This window comes from Paenibacillus swuensis, from assembly GCF_001644605.1.
Taxonomy (GTDB): Bacteria; Bacillota; Bacilli; order Paenibacillales; family DY6; genus Paenibacillus_N; species Paenibacillus_N swuensis.
Genome location: NZ_CP011388.1, coordinates 1,472,501 through 1,487,648, shown reverse-complemented (window position 1 = coordinate 1,487,648; position 15,148 = coordinate 1,472,501). Strand labels below are relative to the sequence as shown.

At 50.5% G+C, this 15,148-nt stretch carries 16 protein-coding genes (1 of these 16 only partly in view); all 16 read left to right on the top strand.

What is annotated here, in order from left to right; genetic code table 11:
• The first annotated feature begins 13 nt into the window (after positions 1 to 13).
• Entirely contained in the window at positions 14 to 1,978 is a 1,965-nt protein-coding gene (ftsH, locus tag SY83_RS06390; RefSeq protein ID WP_068605300.1) for an ATP-dependent zinc metalloprotease FtsH, read from the top strand.
• Between the two features lie 198 nt (positions 1,979 to 2,176).
• The gene (nadA, locus tag SY83_RS06385; protein WP_068605298.1) at positions 2,177 to 3,115 is read left to right on the top strand and encodes a quinolinate synthase NadA; all 939 of its coding nucleotides are present in this window, start codon (positions 2,177 to 2,179) and stop codon (positions 3,113 to 3,115) included.
• 125 nt (positions 3,116 to 3,240) lie between these two features.
• Positions 3,241 to 4,863, top strand: a complete 1,623-nt coding sequence (gene nadB / locus SY83_RS06380) for an L-aspartate oxidase (protein ID WP_068605296.1) — start codon at positions 3,241 to 3,243, stop codon at positions 4,861 to 4,863.
• On the top strand, positions 4,847 to 5,710 hold the full coding sequence (gene nadC, locus SY83_RS06375) for a carboxylating nicotinate-nucleotide diphosphorylase (RefSeq protein WP_068605295.1): 864 nt from the start codon (positions 4,847 to 4,849) through the stop codon (positions 5,708 to 5,710). Before nadB ends, nadC begins: the two co-directional genes overlap by 17 nt.
• 3 nt (positions 5,711 to 5,713) lie before the next feature.
• Positions 5,714 to 6,484 (top strand): type III pantothenate kinase, encoded by a 771-nt coding sequence (locus SY83_RS06370; RefSeq protein WP_068605293.1) that lies wholly within the window; start codon positions 5,714 to 5,716, stop codon positions 6,482 to 6,484.
• Positions 6,485 to 6,509: 25 nt separating this feature from the next.
• Complete coding sequence (hslO, locus tag SY83_RS06365; RefSeq protein WP_068605291.1) at positions 6,510 to 7,388, top strand: Hsp33 family molecular chaperone HslO; 879 nt, start codon at positions 6,510 to 6,512, stop codon at positions 7,386 to 7,388.
• Positions 7,389 to 7,572: 184 nt separating this feature from the next.
• A complete protein-coding gene (gene cysK, locus SY83_RS06360) occupies positions 7,573 to 8,511 on the top strand; it encodes a cysteine synthase A (protein ID WP_068605289.1) in 939 nt (312 codons plus the stop codon).
• A 131-nt stretch (positions 8,512 to 8,642) separates the two neighbouring features.
• Entirely contained in the window at positions 8,643 to 10,172 is a 1,530-nt protein-coding gene (locus SY83_RS06355) for an anthranilate synthase component I family protein (RefSeq protein WP_068605286.1), read from the top strand.
• 45 nt (positions 10,173 to 10,217) lie between these two features.
• Complete coding sequence (gene pabA / locus SY83_RS06350) at positions 10,218 to 10,811, top strand: aminodeoxychorismate/anthranilate synthase component II (RefSeq protein ID WP_068605284.1); 594 nt, start codon at positions 10,218 to 10,220, stop codon at positions 10,809 to 10,811.
• Positions 10,808 to 11,707, top strand: coding sequence for an aminodeoxychorismate lyase (gene pabC, locus SY83_RS06345; RefSeq protein ID WP_068605282.1), 900 nt, complete (start codon positions 10,808 to 10,810; stop codon positions 11,705 to 11,707). Before pabA ends, pabC begins: the two co-directional genes overlap by 4 nt.
• 1 nt (position 11,708) lies before the next feature.
• Entirely contained in the window at positions 11,709 to 12,569 is an 861-nt protein-coding gene (gene folP / locus SY83_RS06340) for a dihydropteroate synthase (RefSeq protein WP_068605280.1), read from the top strand.
• Positions 12,570 to 12,587: 18 nt separating this feature from the next.
• Positions 12,588 to 12,956: a dihydroneopterin aldolase gene (folB, locus tag SY83_RS06335; RefSeq protein ID WP_068605279.1), complete on the top strand. Its 369-nt coding sequence runs from the start codon at positions 12,588 to 12,590 to the stop codon at positions 12,954 to 12,956.
• The gene (gene folK, locus SY83_RS06330; RefSeq protein ID WP_068605276.1) at positions 12,953 to 13,471 is read left to right on the top strand and encodes a 2-amino-4-hydroxy-6-hydroxymethyldihydropteridine diphosphokinase; all 519 of its coding nucleotides are present in this window, start codon (positions 12,953 to 12,955) and stop codon (positions 13,469 to 13,471) included. Before folB ends, folK begins: the two co-directional genes overlap by 4 nt.
• Positions 13,423 to 13,626, top strand: a complete 204-nt coding sequence (locus SY83_RS22625) for a helix-turn-helix domain-containing protein (RefSeq protein WP_082882364.1) — start codon at positions 13,423 to 13,425, stop codon at positions 13,624 to 13,626. The genes folK and SY83_RS22625 overlap by 49 nt, the downstream gene beginning before the upstream one ends.
• Before the next feature lie 50 nt (positions 13,627 to 13,676).
• Complete coding sequence (gene dusB / locus SY83_RS06325) at positions 13,677 to 14,702, top strand: tRNA dihydrouridine synthase DusB (protein WP_068605274.1); 1,026 nt, start codon at positions 13,677 to 13,679, stop codon at positions 14,700 to 14,702.
• 220 nt (positions 14,703 to 14,922) lie between these two features.
• Positions 14,923 to 15,148: the beginning of a transcription elongation factor GreA gene (gene greA, locus SY83_RS06320; protein WP_068605271.1), read on the top strand. The gene runs 251 nt beyond the window's last position; the window shows 226 of its 477 coding nt (coding positions 1-226); the start codon lies at positions 14,923 to 14,925; the stop codon falls past the right edge of the window.

Genomic DNA, 15,148 nt, shown 5'->3' with positions numbered 1-15,148 from the left:
GAGGAGGTTGGGGATGAATCGAATCATCCGGAATACTGGATTTTATTTGCTTATTTTTCTTGTAACGGTCGGAATTGTTCACTTCATCAGTAATCAAAATGACCAAACCAAGACGATCAAATACGATCAATTTGTGAAAGCTGTTGAATCGGACAACATCAAGAGTATAGAAGCCCAATGGGACGGTTTTACGTACTACATCTCAGGAGAGTACAAGAAATCCCCGAATCCAGAGAGTGCAACTTTTGATACACGCGCCTTTGAAGATTTTCCCGACACTCCCGAGCTAGACAAGATCATCAAATCGGGTGCAACGGTTAATGTGAAGAAGATGGAAGGTCAGAGCGGTTGGCTTACATTGCTGACTTCAATCATTCCTTTCGTGATCATGTTTGTCTTATTCTTCTTCTTATTGAATCAAGCGCAAGGCGGCGGCGGCAAAGTGATGAACTTTGGCAAGAGCAAAGCCCGTTTGTATAACGAAGAGAAGAAACGCGTTACATTCGAGGATGTAGCGGGTGCGGACGAAGAGAAGCAAGAGCTTGTCGAAGTCGTTGAATTCCTGAAAGATCCACGGAAATTTGCAGCCGTTGGCGCAAGAATTCCGAAAGGCGTCTTGTTAGTGGGTCCTCCGGGTACCGGTAAGACGTTGCTGGCTCGCGCTGTTGCTGGCGAAGCGGGCGTACCGTTCTTCTCCATCTCCGGTTCCGATTTCGTTGAGATGTTTGTCGGTGTCGGCGCGTCTCGTGTTCGTGACTTGTTCGAGAACGCGAAGAAGAATGCTCCTTGTATCATCTTCATTGATGAAATCGACGCTGTAGGCCGCCAACGTGGCGCGGGTCTGGGCGGAGGTCACGATGAGCGTGAGCAAACCCTGAACCAGTTGCTTGTTGAGATGGATGGTTTTGGCGCGAACGAAGGCATCATCATCGTAGCCGCAACCAACCGTCCTGACATCCTCGATCCGGCGTTGCTTCGTCCGGGACGCTTCGACCGTCAGATTACAGTCGACCGTCCGGATTTGAAAGGCCGCGAAGAAGTTCTGAAAGTGCATGCGCGCAACAAGCCGTTGGCAACCGACGTGAAGTTGGATGTCATCGCGAAATATACTACCGGTTTTACCGGAGCCGATCTCGAGAACCTTCTGAACGAATCCGCCTTGATTGCGGCACGCCGCAATCGTAAGGATATTTCCATGGAAGAAGTTGAAGAAGCGATTGACCGGGTTATCGTCGGTACACAGAAGAAAAGCCGTGTCATCAGTCCTCGGGAGAAGCGCATTGTGGCTTATCATGAAGCGGGACATACCATTTCCGGGTACTATCTGGAGCATGCTGACCGTGTCCACAAGGTAACAATCATTCCGCGCGGCCGTGCCGGAGGGTACCTGATGATGTTGCCGAAGGAAGACCGTATGCTGATGACCAAGAACGAATTGCTTGACCGTATTACCGGCTTGTTAGGCGGCCGTGTAGCTGAGGAACTGTTTATCGGCGAGATCGGTACAGGCGCATACGACGACTTTAAGAAAGCCACAGGCATCGCCCGTTCCATGGTTATGGAATACGGTATGAGCGAGCGTCTTGGACCTCTTCAATTCGGTAATTCGCAAGGCCAGGTCTTCCTGGGTCGGGATATCGGACATGAACAGAACTACAGTGACGCGATTGCGCATGAGATTGACCAGGAAATTCAGAGCATTATTCGCGGCTGTTATGACCGTTGTCGCGAGCTTCTGAAACAACACGAAGATAAGATGCATTTGATTGCCAATACGCTCCTTGAGAAAGAATCGTTGGATGTGGATCAAATTACTCAATTGTTGGAAACTGGTGAAATCATTCCATTGTCCGATGCCGCTAAGGCGGAAGACGTGAAAGTAAACATTCAGAAGCAAGATCAAGAAAACGACGAGAACCGGTTTAAATTCGAGAAGAAAATCGATAAAGCCGCGGACGACGATATCAATAAAGAATAGTTCTTTGATAATCCGGCAGCAGCACGATTGTGCTCGCCGGATTTTTTTATGAACATAACCGCGTATTTTGATACAATGAGAAGTGCATCTGTCATTGACACGCTATGCGAGGTTGTGTAAATTAGGTGTAAATCATTAAGTGTATGGTCAAACTTTCGGGGGTTTATTTAATATAGAAACAGGGGAGATGAGTGCACAGTGGAAGCGCTGGCCTTAGAACGCAAAGAGCAGCAGAACAAGGAATTGAAAGAACGTCTGCTGCAGTTGAAGAAAGAGCGAAATGCCATTATTTTGGCCCACTATTATCAGAGGGATGAGATTCAGGAAGTAGCCGATTTCCGGGGAGATTCTTTCTTGCTGGCTCAGAAAGCCGCCGAGACGGATGCGGATGTTATCGTATTTTGCGGCGTGCATTTCATGGGGGAAAGCGCGAAGATTTTGGCGCCCAACAAGACGGTGATCATTCCTGACGAACGCGCGGGATGCCCGATGGCCGATATGGTCAACGTTGACGGATTACGCAAGCTGAAAGCTGAACATCCGAATGCCACTGTAGTCACTTATATCAACTCTTCAGCCGATATTAAAGCCGAGACCGACATTTGCTGCACATCCGCCAATGCGGTGAAAGTCATTCAATCGTTGGATACAGATGAGATCATCTGGGTTCCGGACAAAAATTTGGGTGACTATGTGTCAAAATTCACAGACAAGAAAATGATTATTTGGGAAGGCTACTGTAACACGCACGATATGCTAACGGTTAAAGATGTGGAAGAAATGAAAGCGAAGCATCCTAACGCGCAATTCGTAGTTCACCCAGAGTGCCGGCCAGAAGTTGTCAAACTCGGTGACTTTGTGGGAAGCACAACCGCCATCATTAAATACTGCAAAGAATCTGACTGTCAGGAATTCATTGTTGGCACGGAAGACGGAACAGGATACCAGCTGCGGTTGGATAGTCCGGGTAAGCAGTTCCACTTTGCAACGAAATTCCTGGTCTGTCCGAACATGAAGGTTAATAATTTGAAGAAGCTTGTGAAATGCCTCGAGACGATGCAACCTGAAATTTACGTTCCGGAAGACATCGCGGAGAAAGCCAGACTTTCCTTAGAGCGCATGCTTCTTGTGAAATAGAAATAATTTGTTAGGTAATGGATATCGAAGTCCCCAGAAAGGTTCGGACTAAGCTGCAGAGCTTTGCTGTGACTTTTTGGGGACTATTCCATTGTAATAGGGCCGAAGGAAGGTGCTATAACGAGATGATCCCACGGTATTTGGTTGATTTCAATTTGGACAAGCTCCCCAGAACAGAAACGGACGTTATTGTCATCGGCGCGGGCATTGCCGGTCTGTTTGCTGCCATTAAGGCGAGCGCTACGAATAAAGTCATCATGATCACGAAGAAATCCCTGATGGACAGCAACACGCGTTACGCGCAGGGCGGTATAGCGGCCGTCATATCGGAAGATGATTCCCCCGCATTCCATCGGCAAGACACGCTTATCGCCGGCGCAGGCTTGTGCTCGCATGATGCGGTGGATGTGCTGGTGCATGAAGGACCCGATGGTGTACGGGATTTGATTCAGATGGGCACCCAATTCGACTATGAGGACGGCGTCTTGGCTCTGACGAAGGAAGGCGCGCACAGCCAACGTCGTATTCTTCACGCCAACGGGGACGCTACGGGATATGAGATTGTACGCGCCCTCTCCGAAAAGGCAGCGAATCACCCTAATATTGAAGTGTGGAACGATCACTTCATTCTGGACTTGATTACGGTCGACGGCGAGTGCCGGGGTGTGCTGACGGAGCGTCCGGATGGACAACGTGTCTTCGTTGAAGGAAAAGCGACAGTGCTGTGCAGCGGGGGCACAGGTCAACTCTACCGGTATACAACGAACCCCGACATCGCGACCGGGGACGGCATCGCCATGGCTTATCGCGCCGGCGCCCACATTCAGGATGTGGAATTTGTTCAATTTCACCCCACTTCTTTGTGCTATCCCGGCGCACCGCGGTTCCTGATATCCGAAGCTGTACGCGGCGAAGGGGCCGTGCTGCGGAATATCCGCGGCGAACGATTCATGGAGAAGTACCATCACCAGCTGGAGCTTGCCCCGCGCGACATCGTGGCGCGGGCCATCGTCAGCGAGATGGAGGAAACGAGATCCACGTTCGTTTACCTGGATATTACGCACGAATCTTCGGAGATGGTCAAGCACCGCTTTCCGACCATCTATGAGTTCTGCATGCAGTTCGGGCTGGATTTAACGAGCGACTGGATGCCTGTAGCTCCGGCCGCCCACTACATGATGGGCGGCGTCAAGACGGATTTGAACGGCGAAACCAACGTGAAGCGTCTCTTCGCCTGCGGCGAGGTCTCGGCGACCGGCGTACACGGAGCCAACCGACTGGCGAGCAACTCGCTGTCGGAAGCGATCGTGTTCGGGCGCCGGATCGTGCAGCGGATTAACGAGCTGACGCCGGTTACGGTCGTCACGAGTGTCGCATCCGCCACGGACCGGACTGAGCCCCCGATGCAGGCCATCGTAGAGAAGCGGTTGAAGCTGCAGAAGATTATGGTTCGCTATGTGGGCGTGCGGCGTAACCTAAAAGGGCTGGAGAAAGGCATTGAGGAGCTGAAGCGCCAGATGCCGATCTATCAGTCTGTGCTCACGAAACGGGAAGAATTCGAGTTCGTGAACTTATTGACTTGCGCGTTGCTGACGAGCGATGCCGCGTTGATGCGGGAAGAAAGCCGCGGAGGGCATTTCCGCGAGGACTTCCCCGAGCGGGACGACTTGTTATGGCGCAAGCACATTGTGTTAAATCGCGAACAGGGTACGGTAGAGGAGCGAATTGAAGATGTTGAATATAAATGAGCGGCAGCTGCAGACGATGATCCGGGATTGGTTGGCGGAAGACATTGGGTCGGGCGATGTGACCACCATGGCCACCATCCAGCGTGAGCATCAGTCCAAAGGGATCATCCACGTGAAAGAGGACGGCATCCTGGCGGGACTTCCGATTGCGCAGGCCGTGTTTCTTGAAGTGGATGCCGACCTGAAAGTGAGCATGTTAAGTGAAGACGGAGAGCGTGTTGCCAAAGGCACCGTCATTATGGAAGTGACCGGATCCACACATAGTATACTTACAGGTGAAAGGCTTGCTCTCAATTTAATGCAGCGCTTATCCGGCATCGCCACCAAAACACAGCGTTTTGTGGAAGCATTGGACGGAGCTCCGGTTCGGTTGGTCGATACCCGAAAGACAACGCCGGGACATCGCATTCTTGAGAAGTACGCGGTTCGTGTCGGCGGAGGCGCAAATCACAGATTCGGTCTGTACGATGCCGTTATGATTAAGGACAATCATATCAAGGGCTCCGGGGGGATCACGCAAGCGGTCGCGAACGCCAGGTCCGTGATTCCGCATACGATGAAGATCGAAGTGGAAACCGAAAATATGGTTCAGGTTCGGGAAGCCCTTGAAGCGCAAGCGGATATCATTATGCTGGATAATATGGATTATGAGCTGATGAGGCAAGCGGTCACCTATATACGCGAAGCGGCCCCTCATATTACAATAGAAGCTTCCGGAGGCGTATCGCTCGAAACCGTCAAAGAGATCGCGGATACCGGTGTAGATGTGATTTCTGTCGGGGGTTTAACTTATTCTTTCAACGCGCTTGACATCAGTCTGGATTTAAATGACAAGAAGAGGGGTTAAACCGTGATTCTGGTTATCGATGTAGGAAATACGAACATAGTGCTCGGTGTGTATCAGGACAAGGAACTGCTGCATCACTGGAGACTAAGCACCAATCGATCCACCACGGTGGACGAGTACGGCATGGCCATATACGGCCTGTTTCAACATGCGAAGATTCGCTTCTCCGATGTGGAAGGCATTATGATTTCCTCGGTGGTACCGCCGTTGATGCATACCCTTGAGAATCTATGTGAAAAATATATTGGCAAAACACCGCTAATCGTCGGTCCAGGTATCAAAACCGGATTAAATATACGTTATGAAAATCCTCGCGAAGTAGGTGCGGACCGCATCGTGAACGCCGTGGCTGCCATTGAGTTGTATGGACCGCTCCCTCTCATTGTTGTGGATTTCGGAACGGCTACAACGTTCGATTATATAGATGAACAAGGAAACTACTTAGGCGGAGCCATCGCGCCGGGCATCGGAATTTCCACGGAGGCGCTGTATCAACGGGCCGCGAAGCTTCCCCGGATTGAGCTGACCAAGCCCAAAAGTGTGGTCGGCCGGAATTCTATCGCTTCCATGCAAGCGGGCATTATTTACGGGTATGCCGGTCAGGTGGACGGGATTGTAGACCGAATCCGCGAGGAGTTCAGCCAAGAAGCCAGGGTAATCGCCACAGGCGGCCTAGCCGAGTTAATCAGCGGAGAATCGAGAACGATTGAATTAACGAACCCGCTCTTAACGCTGCAAGGTTTACAGATGATTTATGAACGCAACATACAGTAGGGCAGACATAACAGGAGGTACAGCAATGCAAGATTATTTAATTCGCGGTACAGCGCTTAATGGAAAAGTTCGCGCTTTCGCCGTAGATACCAGGAACATTGTAGAAGAGCTCAGCCGCAGACATGGAACTTACCCGACGGCGACAGCCGCTTTCGGTCGCACATTGTCCGCCGGCGCCATGATGGGTGCTATGCTGAAAGGTGAAGAAAAGCTGACCATTCAAGTGAAAGGCGATGGTCCGATCGGGCAAATTGTTGTGGATGCCAACGCCAAAGGCGAGGTTCGCGGTTATGTCGATCATCCGCAAGTTCATCTGGCGAGCAACGATCAGGGCAAGCTGGATGTAGCCGGCGCTGTGGGTCGCGAAGGCTTTATCCATATCATTAAAGATCTAGGTATGAAAGAACCTTACCGCGGAAGCACACCTATCGTTTCCGGCGAGTTGGCGGAAGATTTCACGTACTATTTTGCCAAATCAGAGCAAACGCCATCCGTTGTTTCCTTAGGCGTACTAGTCGATGCAGACGCATCAGTGCGGGCATCCGGCGGTTTTATCATTCAGTTGATGCCGGGTGTGACGGATGATGAGATTGACGCGATTGAGCACAAACTTGCCTCGCTGCCTCCGATTACGGCACTGTTGGATCAGGGGGAAAGCCTGGAGGAAATTCTGAACTGGGTCATTGAGCCGGTAGAGATTCTGGATCGGATGGATCTTCATTTCCGTTGCAAGTGTTCACGAGACCGTGTGGAGCAGACGTTGGTGAGTTTGGGCAAAGACGAGTTGGAAGGCATTATTGAAGAGGACGGAAAGGCTGAGGTCGTGTGCCATTTCTGTAATGAAGCCTACGTGTTCAACCGTGAAGAGCTAACTGTCATCTTGGAAAGAGCCATCCAAAAATAGCACTATAGTTCAAGATCAACTAGCCGCTTCTTATTGTTCATAAGGAGTGGTTTTTATTTTGTCAGGCATCTGAGAATGTTGATCTTTGCTGTTGACAACAATTTGGCAGGTTGATATCATTAAGGTACAAAACCTACTGAATTACTCGGATTATAATTTATTCATTCCCTGGGAGGCTTTATTCATGGCTAAATTAGTGCAAAGCATTACGGATTTAATCGGAGATACACCCCTTGTACGCTTAAATCGGGTGGTGCCGGAGGACAGCGCGGAAATTTATCTGAAATTGGAATTCCAGAACCCGGGAGCGAGTGTTAAAGACCGGATCGCCATCAATATGATTGAATCGGCAGAGAAGGACGGCACGTTGAAGCCGGGCGCCACCATTATTGAGCCTACCAGCGGTAACACAGGAATCGGTCTTGCAATGGTAGCTGCGGCTAAAGGATATAAAGCGATTCTGGTTATGCCGGAAACGATGAGTATGGAACGCCGCAACTTGCTGCGCGCATACGGAGCTGAGCTTGTTTTGACGCCTGGAGCTGAAGGCATGAAAGGCGCTATTCGCAAAGCGGAAGAGCTGCAAGCGGAGAATCCTTCTTATTTCATCCCTCAACAATTCAAGAATCAGGCCAATGTGGAAATTCATATTAAGACAACAGGTCCTGAAATTGTCGAAGCTATTAAAGCGCATGACAGCCAATTAGACGCGTTCATTTCCGGAATCGGTACAGGCGGAACCATTACCGGTGCGGGCAGCGTCTTGAAAGAAAACTTTCCTGGCATTCAGATCATCGCGGTTGAACCTGCTGCTTCCCCGGTACTATCGGGCGGCAAACCGGGCCCGCATAAAATTCAGGGCATCGGCGCAGGTTTCGTGCCGGATATCCTTAACACCGAAATTTACGACGAAATTATTCAAGTTGAGAACGAGGACGCTTTCGCAACTGCTCGCCGCGTAGCTAAAGAAGAGGGAATTCTGGGAGGCATCTCCTCTGGCGCAGCCATCCACGCCGCTCTTCAAGTAGCGAAGAAGCTGGGTAAAGGCAAGCGCGTCGTTGCTGTAATCCCGAGTAACGGTGAGCGTTACCTCAGCACGCCTTTATACCAATTCGAAGATTAATCATCTTCACGAACTCCTGCCGATTTCGGCGGGAGTTTTGTTTTGCCCGGGAATGCAGTATACTTTGGTCATTATCATTGCTTTGGTAGCAGGAAGAGCTGTCTTTTTGCTGAAATGGGAGGAACCGTGTGTTGCGATTAACTACATATGCTCATTGGGAACAGTGGGCCGAAAATTATACATGCCTGCCTTATGTGGCTAAATTTGAAATCCGAAATCTGCGGCTGCCCGTGTCTTGGGAACAGGTATGGGCGGAGGCGGGTGAGGACGCTGTTGTTCTGGAGAGCGGCAAGGATGGCCGGTACACCTATTTGGCGATTCAAGCGAAACGCACCATTCGGGGCAATGGGGATATCGCGGTAATTTCCGCTCCGGACCCATCTGGTGATGCCTTCAAGACAGAGAAGAAGGCGAAGCCTCTGACGGCAGTTAAGGAATGGATGGAGCCGTTCCGCACACCTAAGGTGGAAGGCGCTCCAAAGTTCACCGGCGGGTGCATCGGATATTGGAGCTATGATGTAATTCGCTCTGTGGAACGTTTGCCGGTTGAAGCGGCGGACGATCTGCCCTTCCCGGATTATTATTTCATGATGGCGGAAGAGCTGTGGATCGTGGATCAACAAGAGGGCGCCCTTTATTGCGCCGTTCACACAGGCGTCCATCCCGAGATACCCTTAGAAAGGCTTTACCGGGAGGCGGAGGACCGGATCCTTACCATGAAGCATCAATGGGACGGCTGGGTGGAAGTCGGCGCGGAGGTAGCAGAGCGGACGGAGGCAAGGAAAGCCGCTCTTGCTTCAACAAGTCTCGCCATTGATGTGGAACAGATAGATCAGGTTACGAAGGTGTTTACCAAAGATCAGTTCATGGCAGCGGTCGGGCGGATCCAGGAGTACATTGCGCAAGGCGATGTGTTTCAGGTGAATCTCTCGGTTCGTCAAAGCCGCCCCGTCGCAAGCCGTCCCGAGGAAATTTACGAGTGGCTGCGATTGTTTAACCCGTCCCCTTACATGGGATATATGCGCTTTGGCGGTCTACATCTGGTGTCCGCGTCGCCGGAGTTGTTGGTGGAAACCGATGGGGACACCGTATCCACCAGGCCGATCGCCGGCACACGCAGGCGGGGGCGGAATGAAGCAGAGGATCAGGCTATGGCTGAAGAATTGCTTGCCAGCGAGAAAGAACGGGCTGAGCATATTATGTTGGTGGACCTGGAACGTAATGACTTGGGGAGAATTGCCGCTTACGGCAGCGTCCGGGTTAAAGACTTGATGGTCGTTGAATATTATTCCCATGTCATGCATCTGGTTACCGGTGTGGAAGGGCGGTTGGCTGAGGGGAAAGACGCATATGATGTAATCGCGGCTTCCTTCCCCGGAGGCACCATTACCGGGGCGCCCAAAATTCGCACCATGGAAATCATTGAAGAATTAGAGCCCACAAGACGCGGTCCTTACACCGGTTCTATGGGATGGATTGACTATAACGGGAATATGGAATTTAATATTATTATAAGAACCCTGGCAGTAGCCGAGGGCATCGGTCATATTCAAGCCGGTGCAGGGATCGTCATTGATTCGGATCCGGAGCGGGAGTACTATGAATCCTTGAATAAAGCCAAAGCGCTGTGGAAGGCCATTCAATACAGTGAACAACAGTAAGGCAAGAAGTGCGGAATTACAGACGATGGACGGGAGGCACGGCATATGATACTGGTAATCGATAATTATGATTCTTTCACGTACAACTTGGTGCAGTATTTAGGTGAGCTTGGCGAGAACATTGAGGTCCGCCGGAATGATGAGATTGATTTGCCCGGCATTGAGGCGTTAAATCCGGATCATATTCTGATTTCACCCGGTCCTTGTTCCCCGAACGAGGCGGGTATCAGCTTATCACTAATTGATCATTTCAAAGGACGGATTCCGATTCTGGGCGTGTGCCTTGGTCATCAGTCCATCGGACAAGCTTTTGGCGGCGAAGTAATTCGGGCCGAGAAATTAATGCACGGCAAGACTTCTGAAATTCACCATGACGGCCAAACTTTGTTCGAGGGCATTCCTTCCCCGTACACAGCGACGCGATACCATTCTTTAATCGTGAGACGCGAGACGCTTCCGGATTGTCTGGAAATCAGCGCGGAGACGGCTGACGGTGAAATTATGGCTCTACGGCATAAGGAATACCCGATTGAAGGGGTACAGTTCCACCCGGAGTCCATTATTACGGAGCACGGGAAACGGTTGCTGCTTAACTTCCTGAATCGTAGTGTACCTATAAAGCAGGAACAGCAAGCATGATCATCAGTGTAAACGGCAAGCTGCATAACGGACAAGATACCGTGATCTCCGCTTTGGATCACGGTTTTCTTTATGGACTTGGTTTGTTCGAGACATTCAGAACCTATAACGGAACCCCGTTTCTGTTGGAGCAGCACATGGAGCGGCTGCGCAGCGGCTGCTCTTCGCTGGGTATTCAGTGGGATGCGGATCCGGATGCGATAAGACATCAAATCACGGAAATGTTACAAGCAAGCGGACTAAGGGACGCTTATGTGCGCTATACAGTCACGGCCGGAGAGGAAGCGCTGGGATTACCTTCGTCCGATTATAGGAAGCCTACTGTGGTCATCTATACGAAGGCGGTTCCTGTCGAACACCCGGCATTACGCCGGGAAGGCAAGGCGTTGCAGCTCTTGCGAATTCCGCGCAATACACCGGAGGGACCGGTTCGTTTGAAGTCGCTTCACTATATGAATAACATTCTGGCCAAGCGGGAATTATCCACTTATCCTGCACAACCTCAAATCCCGCAGCAATTTGCTCACGGTTCAGAGGGATTGATGTTGACGGCTGAAGGCTACTTGGCGGAGGGGATCGTCAGCAATATCTTCTATGTCCGCGATCAGATCCTGTTCACCCCCTCGTTGGAAACCGGCATTCTGCCCGGCATTACCCGAGGGTTGGTCATCGAGGAGCTCGCGGCTGAAGCAGGATGTTCCGTCCGGGAAGGCTTATTCCGATGGGAGGACTTGCTTCAAGCGGATGAGGTATTTATAACGAACTCTATCCAAGAAATCGTTCCGATATCCGTACTGCTCGATACCCAGTCTCAGTCGGTGTTAATCAACCAAGGCAGGACCGGGCGGCTAACAGACCGATTGATCGTACAATACAAACGTAAAGCAGGAGTGTAAGATGCAAATACAATCACCACATCGTGCACATAGGACGATACATTATAGAGATATGAAGCTTGAGATGGGCAGCCGCACTTTGATCATGGGCATCCTCAACACCACGCCGGATTCATTCTCCGACGGCGGTCATTATGTTGATGTGCAGCATGCGGTAGACCAGGCGGGGCGGATGCTGGAGCAAGGTGCGGACATCCTGGATATCGGGGGCGAATCCACAAGGCCGGGGGCCGAGCCTGTGGCGCTTAAGCAGGAGCTGGAACGCGTCATTCCTGCAATCAAGGCTATTCAGGCGACATACGGCGCACATATCCCCATATCTATTGACACCTACAAGGCTGAGGTGGCGCGTCAGGCTTTAGCAGCAGGCGCTCATATCATCAATGATGTATGGGGCTTCAAGAAAGATCCTGAGATGGCGAAAGTGGCTGCGGAGTTCGGCTGTCCTGTCATCCTGATGCACAATCGTAATGATATGAATTACGTTGATTTTATAGAAGATGTGATAATGGACTTGTCGGAGAGTGTTCGGATTGCGAAGCAAGCGGGTGTGGCGAAGGAGAGCATTGTGCTGGATCCGGGCATCGGTTTTGCCAAAACATTTGATCAAAATTTATACCTCTTGAACCAACTTCAGCGAATTACGGACCTGGGATTTCCTGTGTTGCTGGGGACTTCACGTAAGCGATTCATTCAGAGGGTTTTACAGACAACCGCTAATGATGCCTTGGAGGGCACGGTTGCTACAACGGTCCTGGGAATCATGCAGGGCTGCGAGATTATCCGGGTGCATGATGTAAAGGCGAACAAACGCGCGGCAACCATGACGGATGCGATGGTGCGTTCGATACCGACTGTATAACGGGGAGGAATTTAGGAAATGGATAAGATCATTCTGCAACGTATGGAATTCTTCGGTTACCACGGGGTGTTTCCGGAAGAAAATAAACTGGGTCAGCGATTCTATGTGGATGCGACGCTTATGTTCAACATTCAACCTGCGGGAGTTAGCGATAATCTGGAGAAAACCGTGAACTATGCCGAAGCCTACTACACGATCCGAAAGATTGTTGAAGAAAAGCCGTTTAAACTCATTGAAGCCTTGGCTGAGCATATTGCAACCTCATTGCTGGACACTTATACTATTATAAATGAAATTCAGATTAGGGTGACGAAACCGCACCCGCCGTTTGATATTCATTTTGAAGGCGTCACTGTAGAAATCCAGAGAAAGCGGGCAAGCGGATGACGGCGTATATCGGACTAGGCTCGAATATCGGCGATCGGGAAGCTTATCTAAAGCAAGCTATTGTAACCCTGCACCTCCAGGAGAACCTAGAAGTTATCCGTTGTTCGTCTATATATGAAACAGACCCTGTAGGATTTGTGGATCAAGCTTCTTTTCTGAATATGGTTATTGGCGTGAATACGTCATTATCCGCTGTCGAATTATTGCGATTAATGCTCCACGTGGAACAACAGCTGGGCCGAACAAGAGATGTTCGGTGGGGACCGCGTACGGTTGACCTGGATCTGCTCATCTACGATAACGGTACCAGTGAGGATTCAGAGCTGACTTTGCCGCATCCGCGAATGCATGAAAGGCAGTTCGTGCTTGTGCCGTTGCTGGATGTCATACAGGAAGATACGACACCGGGCCTAGAAACCGTGCAACTTATGGCTAGCGAGGCAACAGGAAGGGAAGGCATACAGTTATGGAAGCGAACGTATTGGCACAGCGAATCCGGGCATTTCGTAAACTGAAAGGTCATACTCAGCAAGAGCTTGCCGATATCCTGGGGATCTCCGTCGCCGTGCTGGGTTCAGTGGAACGAGGTACCCGCAGGCCCGAAGGAAAGTTATTGAACACCATAGCGAAAGCTTTAAATATTGAAGTATCAGAGCTGTCACCTGAGTAGAACCCGATACACAACCAGAGTGGAAAGTGCTGATGAAGGAGGGAATTTAAATGTTAAAGATCGGTGATATAGAAATGAAGAATCAAGTCGTTCTTGCGCCCATGGCCGGTGTGTGCAACCCCGCGTTTCGACTGATTGCCAAAGAGTTCGGTACTGGGCTCGTATGCGCGGAGATGGTTAGCGACAAGGCGATTCTGCACGGGAACAAGCGGACGATTGAGATGCTTTATGTGGATGACCGCGAGAAACCGTTAAGCTTGCAAATATTCGGCGGAGACCGCGATTCCTTAGTGGAAGCGGCGAAAGTCGTCGACCAACAGACCAATGCGGATATTATCGACATTAACATGGGCTGTCCCGTACCGAAAATTACGAAGTGCGACGCGGGTGCGCGATGGTTATTGGATCCCGACAAAATTTACGAGATGGTGTCAGCGGTTGTGGATGCGGTTGAAAAGCCGGTTACAGTCAAAATGAGAATAGGCTGGGATTCGGAACACATCTACGCGGTAAGAAATGCTCAAGCAGTGGAACGTGCGGGCGGGAAAGCTGTTTCCGTGCACGGACGTACCCGGGAGCAATTGTATACCGGGACAGCCAACTGGGAAATTATAAAAGAAGTTAAGGAAGCCGTATCCATTCCGGTCATCGGGAACGGGGACGTACTGACGCCTGAAGACGCGCGCCGTATGCTGGATACGACCGGTGTGGACGGTGTCATGATCGGACGTGCAGCGCTAGGTAACCCGTGGATGCTTTATCGTACAATCGAGTATCTAACAACAGGACAGTTGCCGACAGAGCCTACGCCAAGAGATAAGCTGGCTATTGCCACGTTGCATCTGGACCGTCTGGTTGCCCTGAAAGGCGAGAATATCGCGGTAAAGGAAATGCGCAAGCATATGTCCTGGTACCTCAAGGGCATGAAAGGTTCGGCCCGGATCAAGGATGCGATTATGGAAGCTACGAAGCGGGAGCAGATGGTGGAGACTTTCGAGAACTTTATCACTGGGCTTGAGGAACTGGCGGATCAGCCGGTTGAATCGGTCGTTTCAGAGCATTCATCCGTTCACTAGAGACCGCAGCAGGGACGCTGGAGAAAACGGTATCATCCCACGCCGCTTTCGACCTTTTCCTCAGTCTTGATGCTCATTGACATTTAGTCAGGAGTGCAATATAATCTTGCAATATAAATGCCGATTGGAGAAATTTTCAAGTTCTCAAGGCGATATCATATTATGATAGTGAATTCATATTCCATATGAAAATTGTTCACGCGACGGGAGATTTTTCGAAATGAGCGAAAAACAAGTCATTCTTACTCCGGAAGGCCTTAAGAAGCTTGAAGAAGAATTGGAGACCCTTAAATCTGTAAAGCGTCGCGAGGTCGCTGAGCGGATTAAAGTCGCCATTGGCTACGGGGATATCAGTGAAAACTCCGAATATGAAGATGCGAAGAACGAACAGGCTTTTATAGAAGGCCGAGTTATTACGCTTGAGAAGATGCTTCGTAACGCGCGAA

What these genes read in the sequence shown, in the direction of transcription:
- hslO (WP_068605291.1), top strand. Translation starts at nt 6,510, where the DNA reads ATGCAAGATTATTTAATTCGCGGTACAGCGCTTAATGGAAAAGTTCGC.
- pabA (WP_068605284.1), top strand. Translation starts at nt 10,218, where the DNA reads ATGATACTGGTAATCGATAATTATGATTCTTTCACGTACAACTTGGTG.
- cysK (WP_068605289.1), top strand. Translation starts at nt 7,573, where the DNA reads ATGGCTAAATTAGTGCAAAGCATTACGGATTTAATCGGAGATACACCC.
- nadB (WP_068605296.1), top strand. Translation starts at nt 3,241, where the DNA reads ATGATCCCACGGTATTTGGTTGATTTCAATTTGGACAAGCTCCCCAGA.
- folP (WP_068605280.1), top strand. Translation starts at nt 11,709, where the DNA reads ATGCAAATACAATCACCACATCGTGCACATAGGACGATACATTATAGA.
- pabC (WP_068605282.1), top strand. Translation starts at nt 10,808, where the DNA reads ATGATCATCAGTGTAAACGGCAAGCTGCATAACGGACAAGATACCGTG.
- SY83_RS22625 (WP_082882364.1), top strand. Translation starts at nt 13,423, where the DNA reads ATGGAAGCGAACGTATTGGCACAGCGAATCCGGGCATTTCGTAAACTG.
- dusB (WP_068605274.1), top strand. Translation starts at nt 13,677, where the DNA reads ATGTTAAAGATCGGTGATATAGAAATGAAGAATCAAGTCGTTCTTGCG.
- folB (WP_068605279.1), top strand. Translation starts at nt 12,588, where the DNA reads ATGGATAAGATCATTCTGCAACGTATGGAATTCTTCGGTTACCACGGG.
- ftsH (WP_068605300.1), top strand. Translation starts at nt 14, where the DNA reads ATGAATCGAATCATCCGGAATACTGGATTTTATTTGCTTATTTTTCTT.
- nadC (WP_068605295.1), top strand. Translation starts at nt 4,847, where the DNA reads ATGTTGAATATAAATGAGCGGCAGCTGCAGACGATGATCCGGGATTGG.
- folK (WP_068605276.1), top strand. Translation starts at nt 12,953, where the DNA reads ATGACGGCGTATATCGGACTAGGCTCGAATATCGGCGATCGGGAAGCT.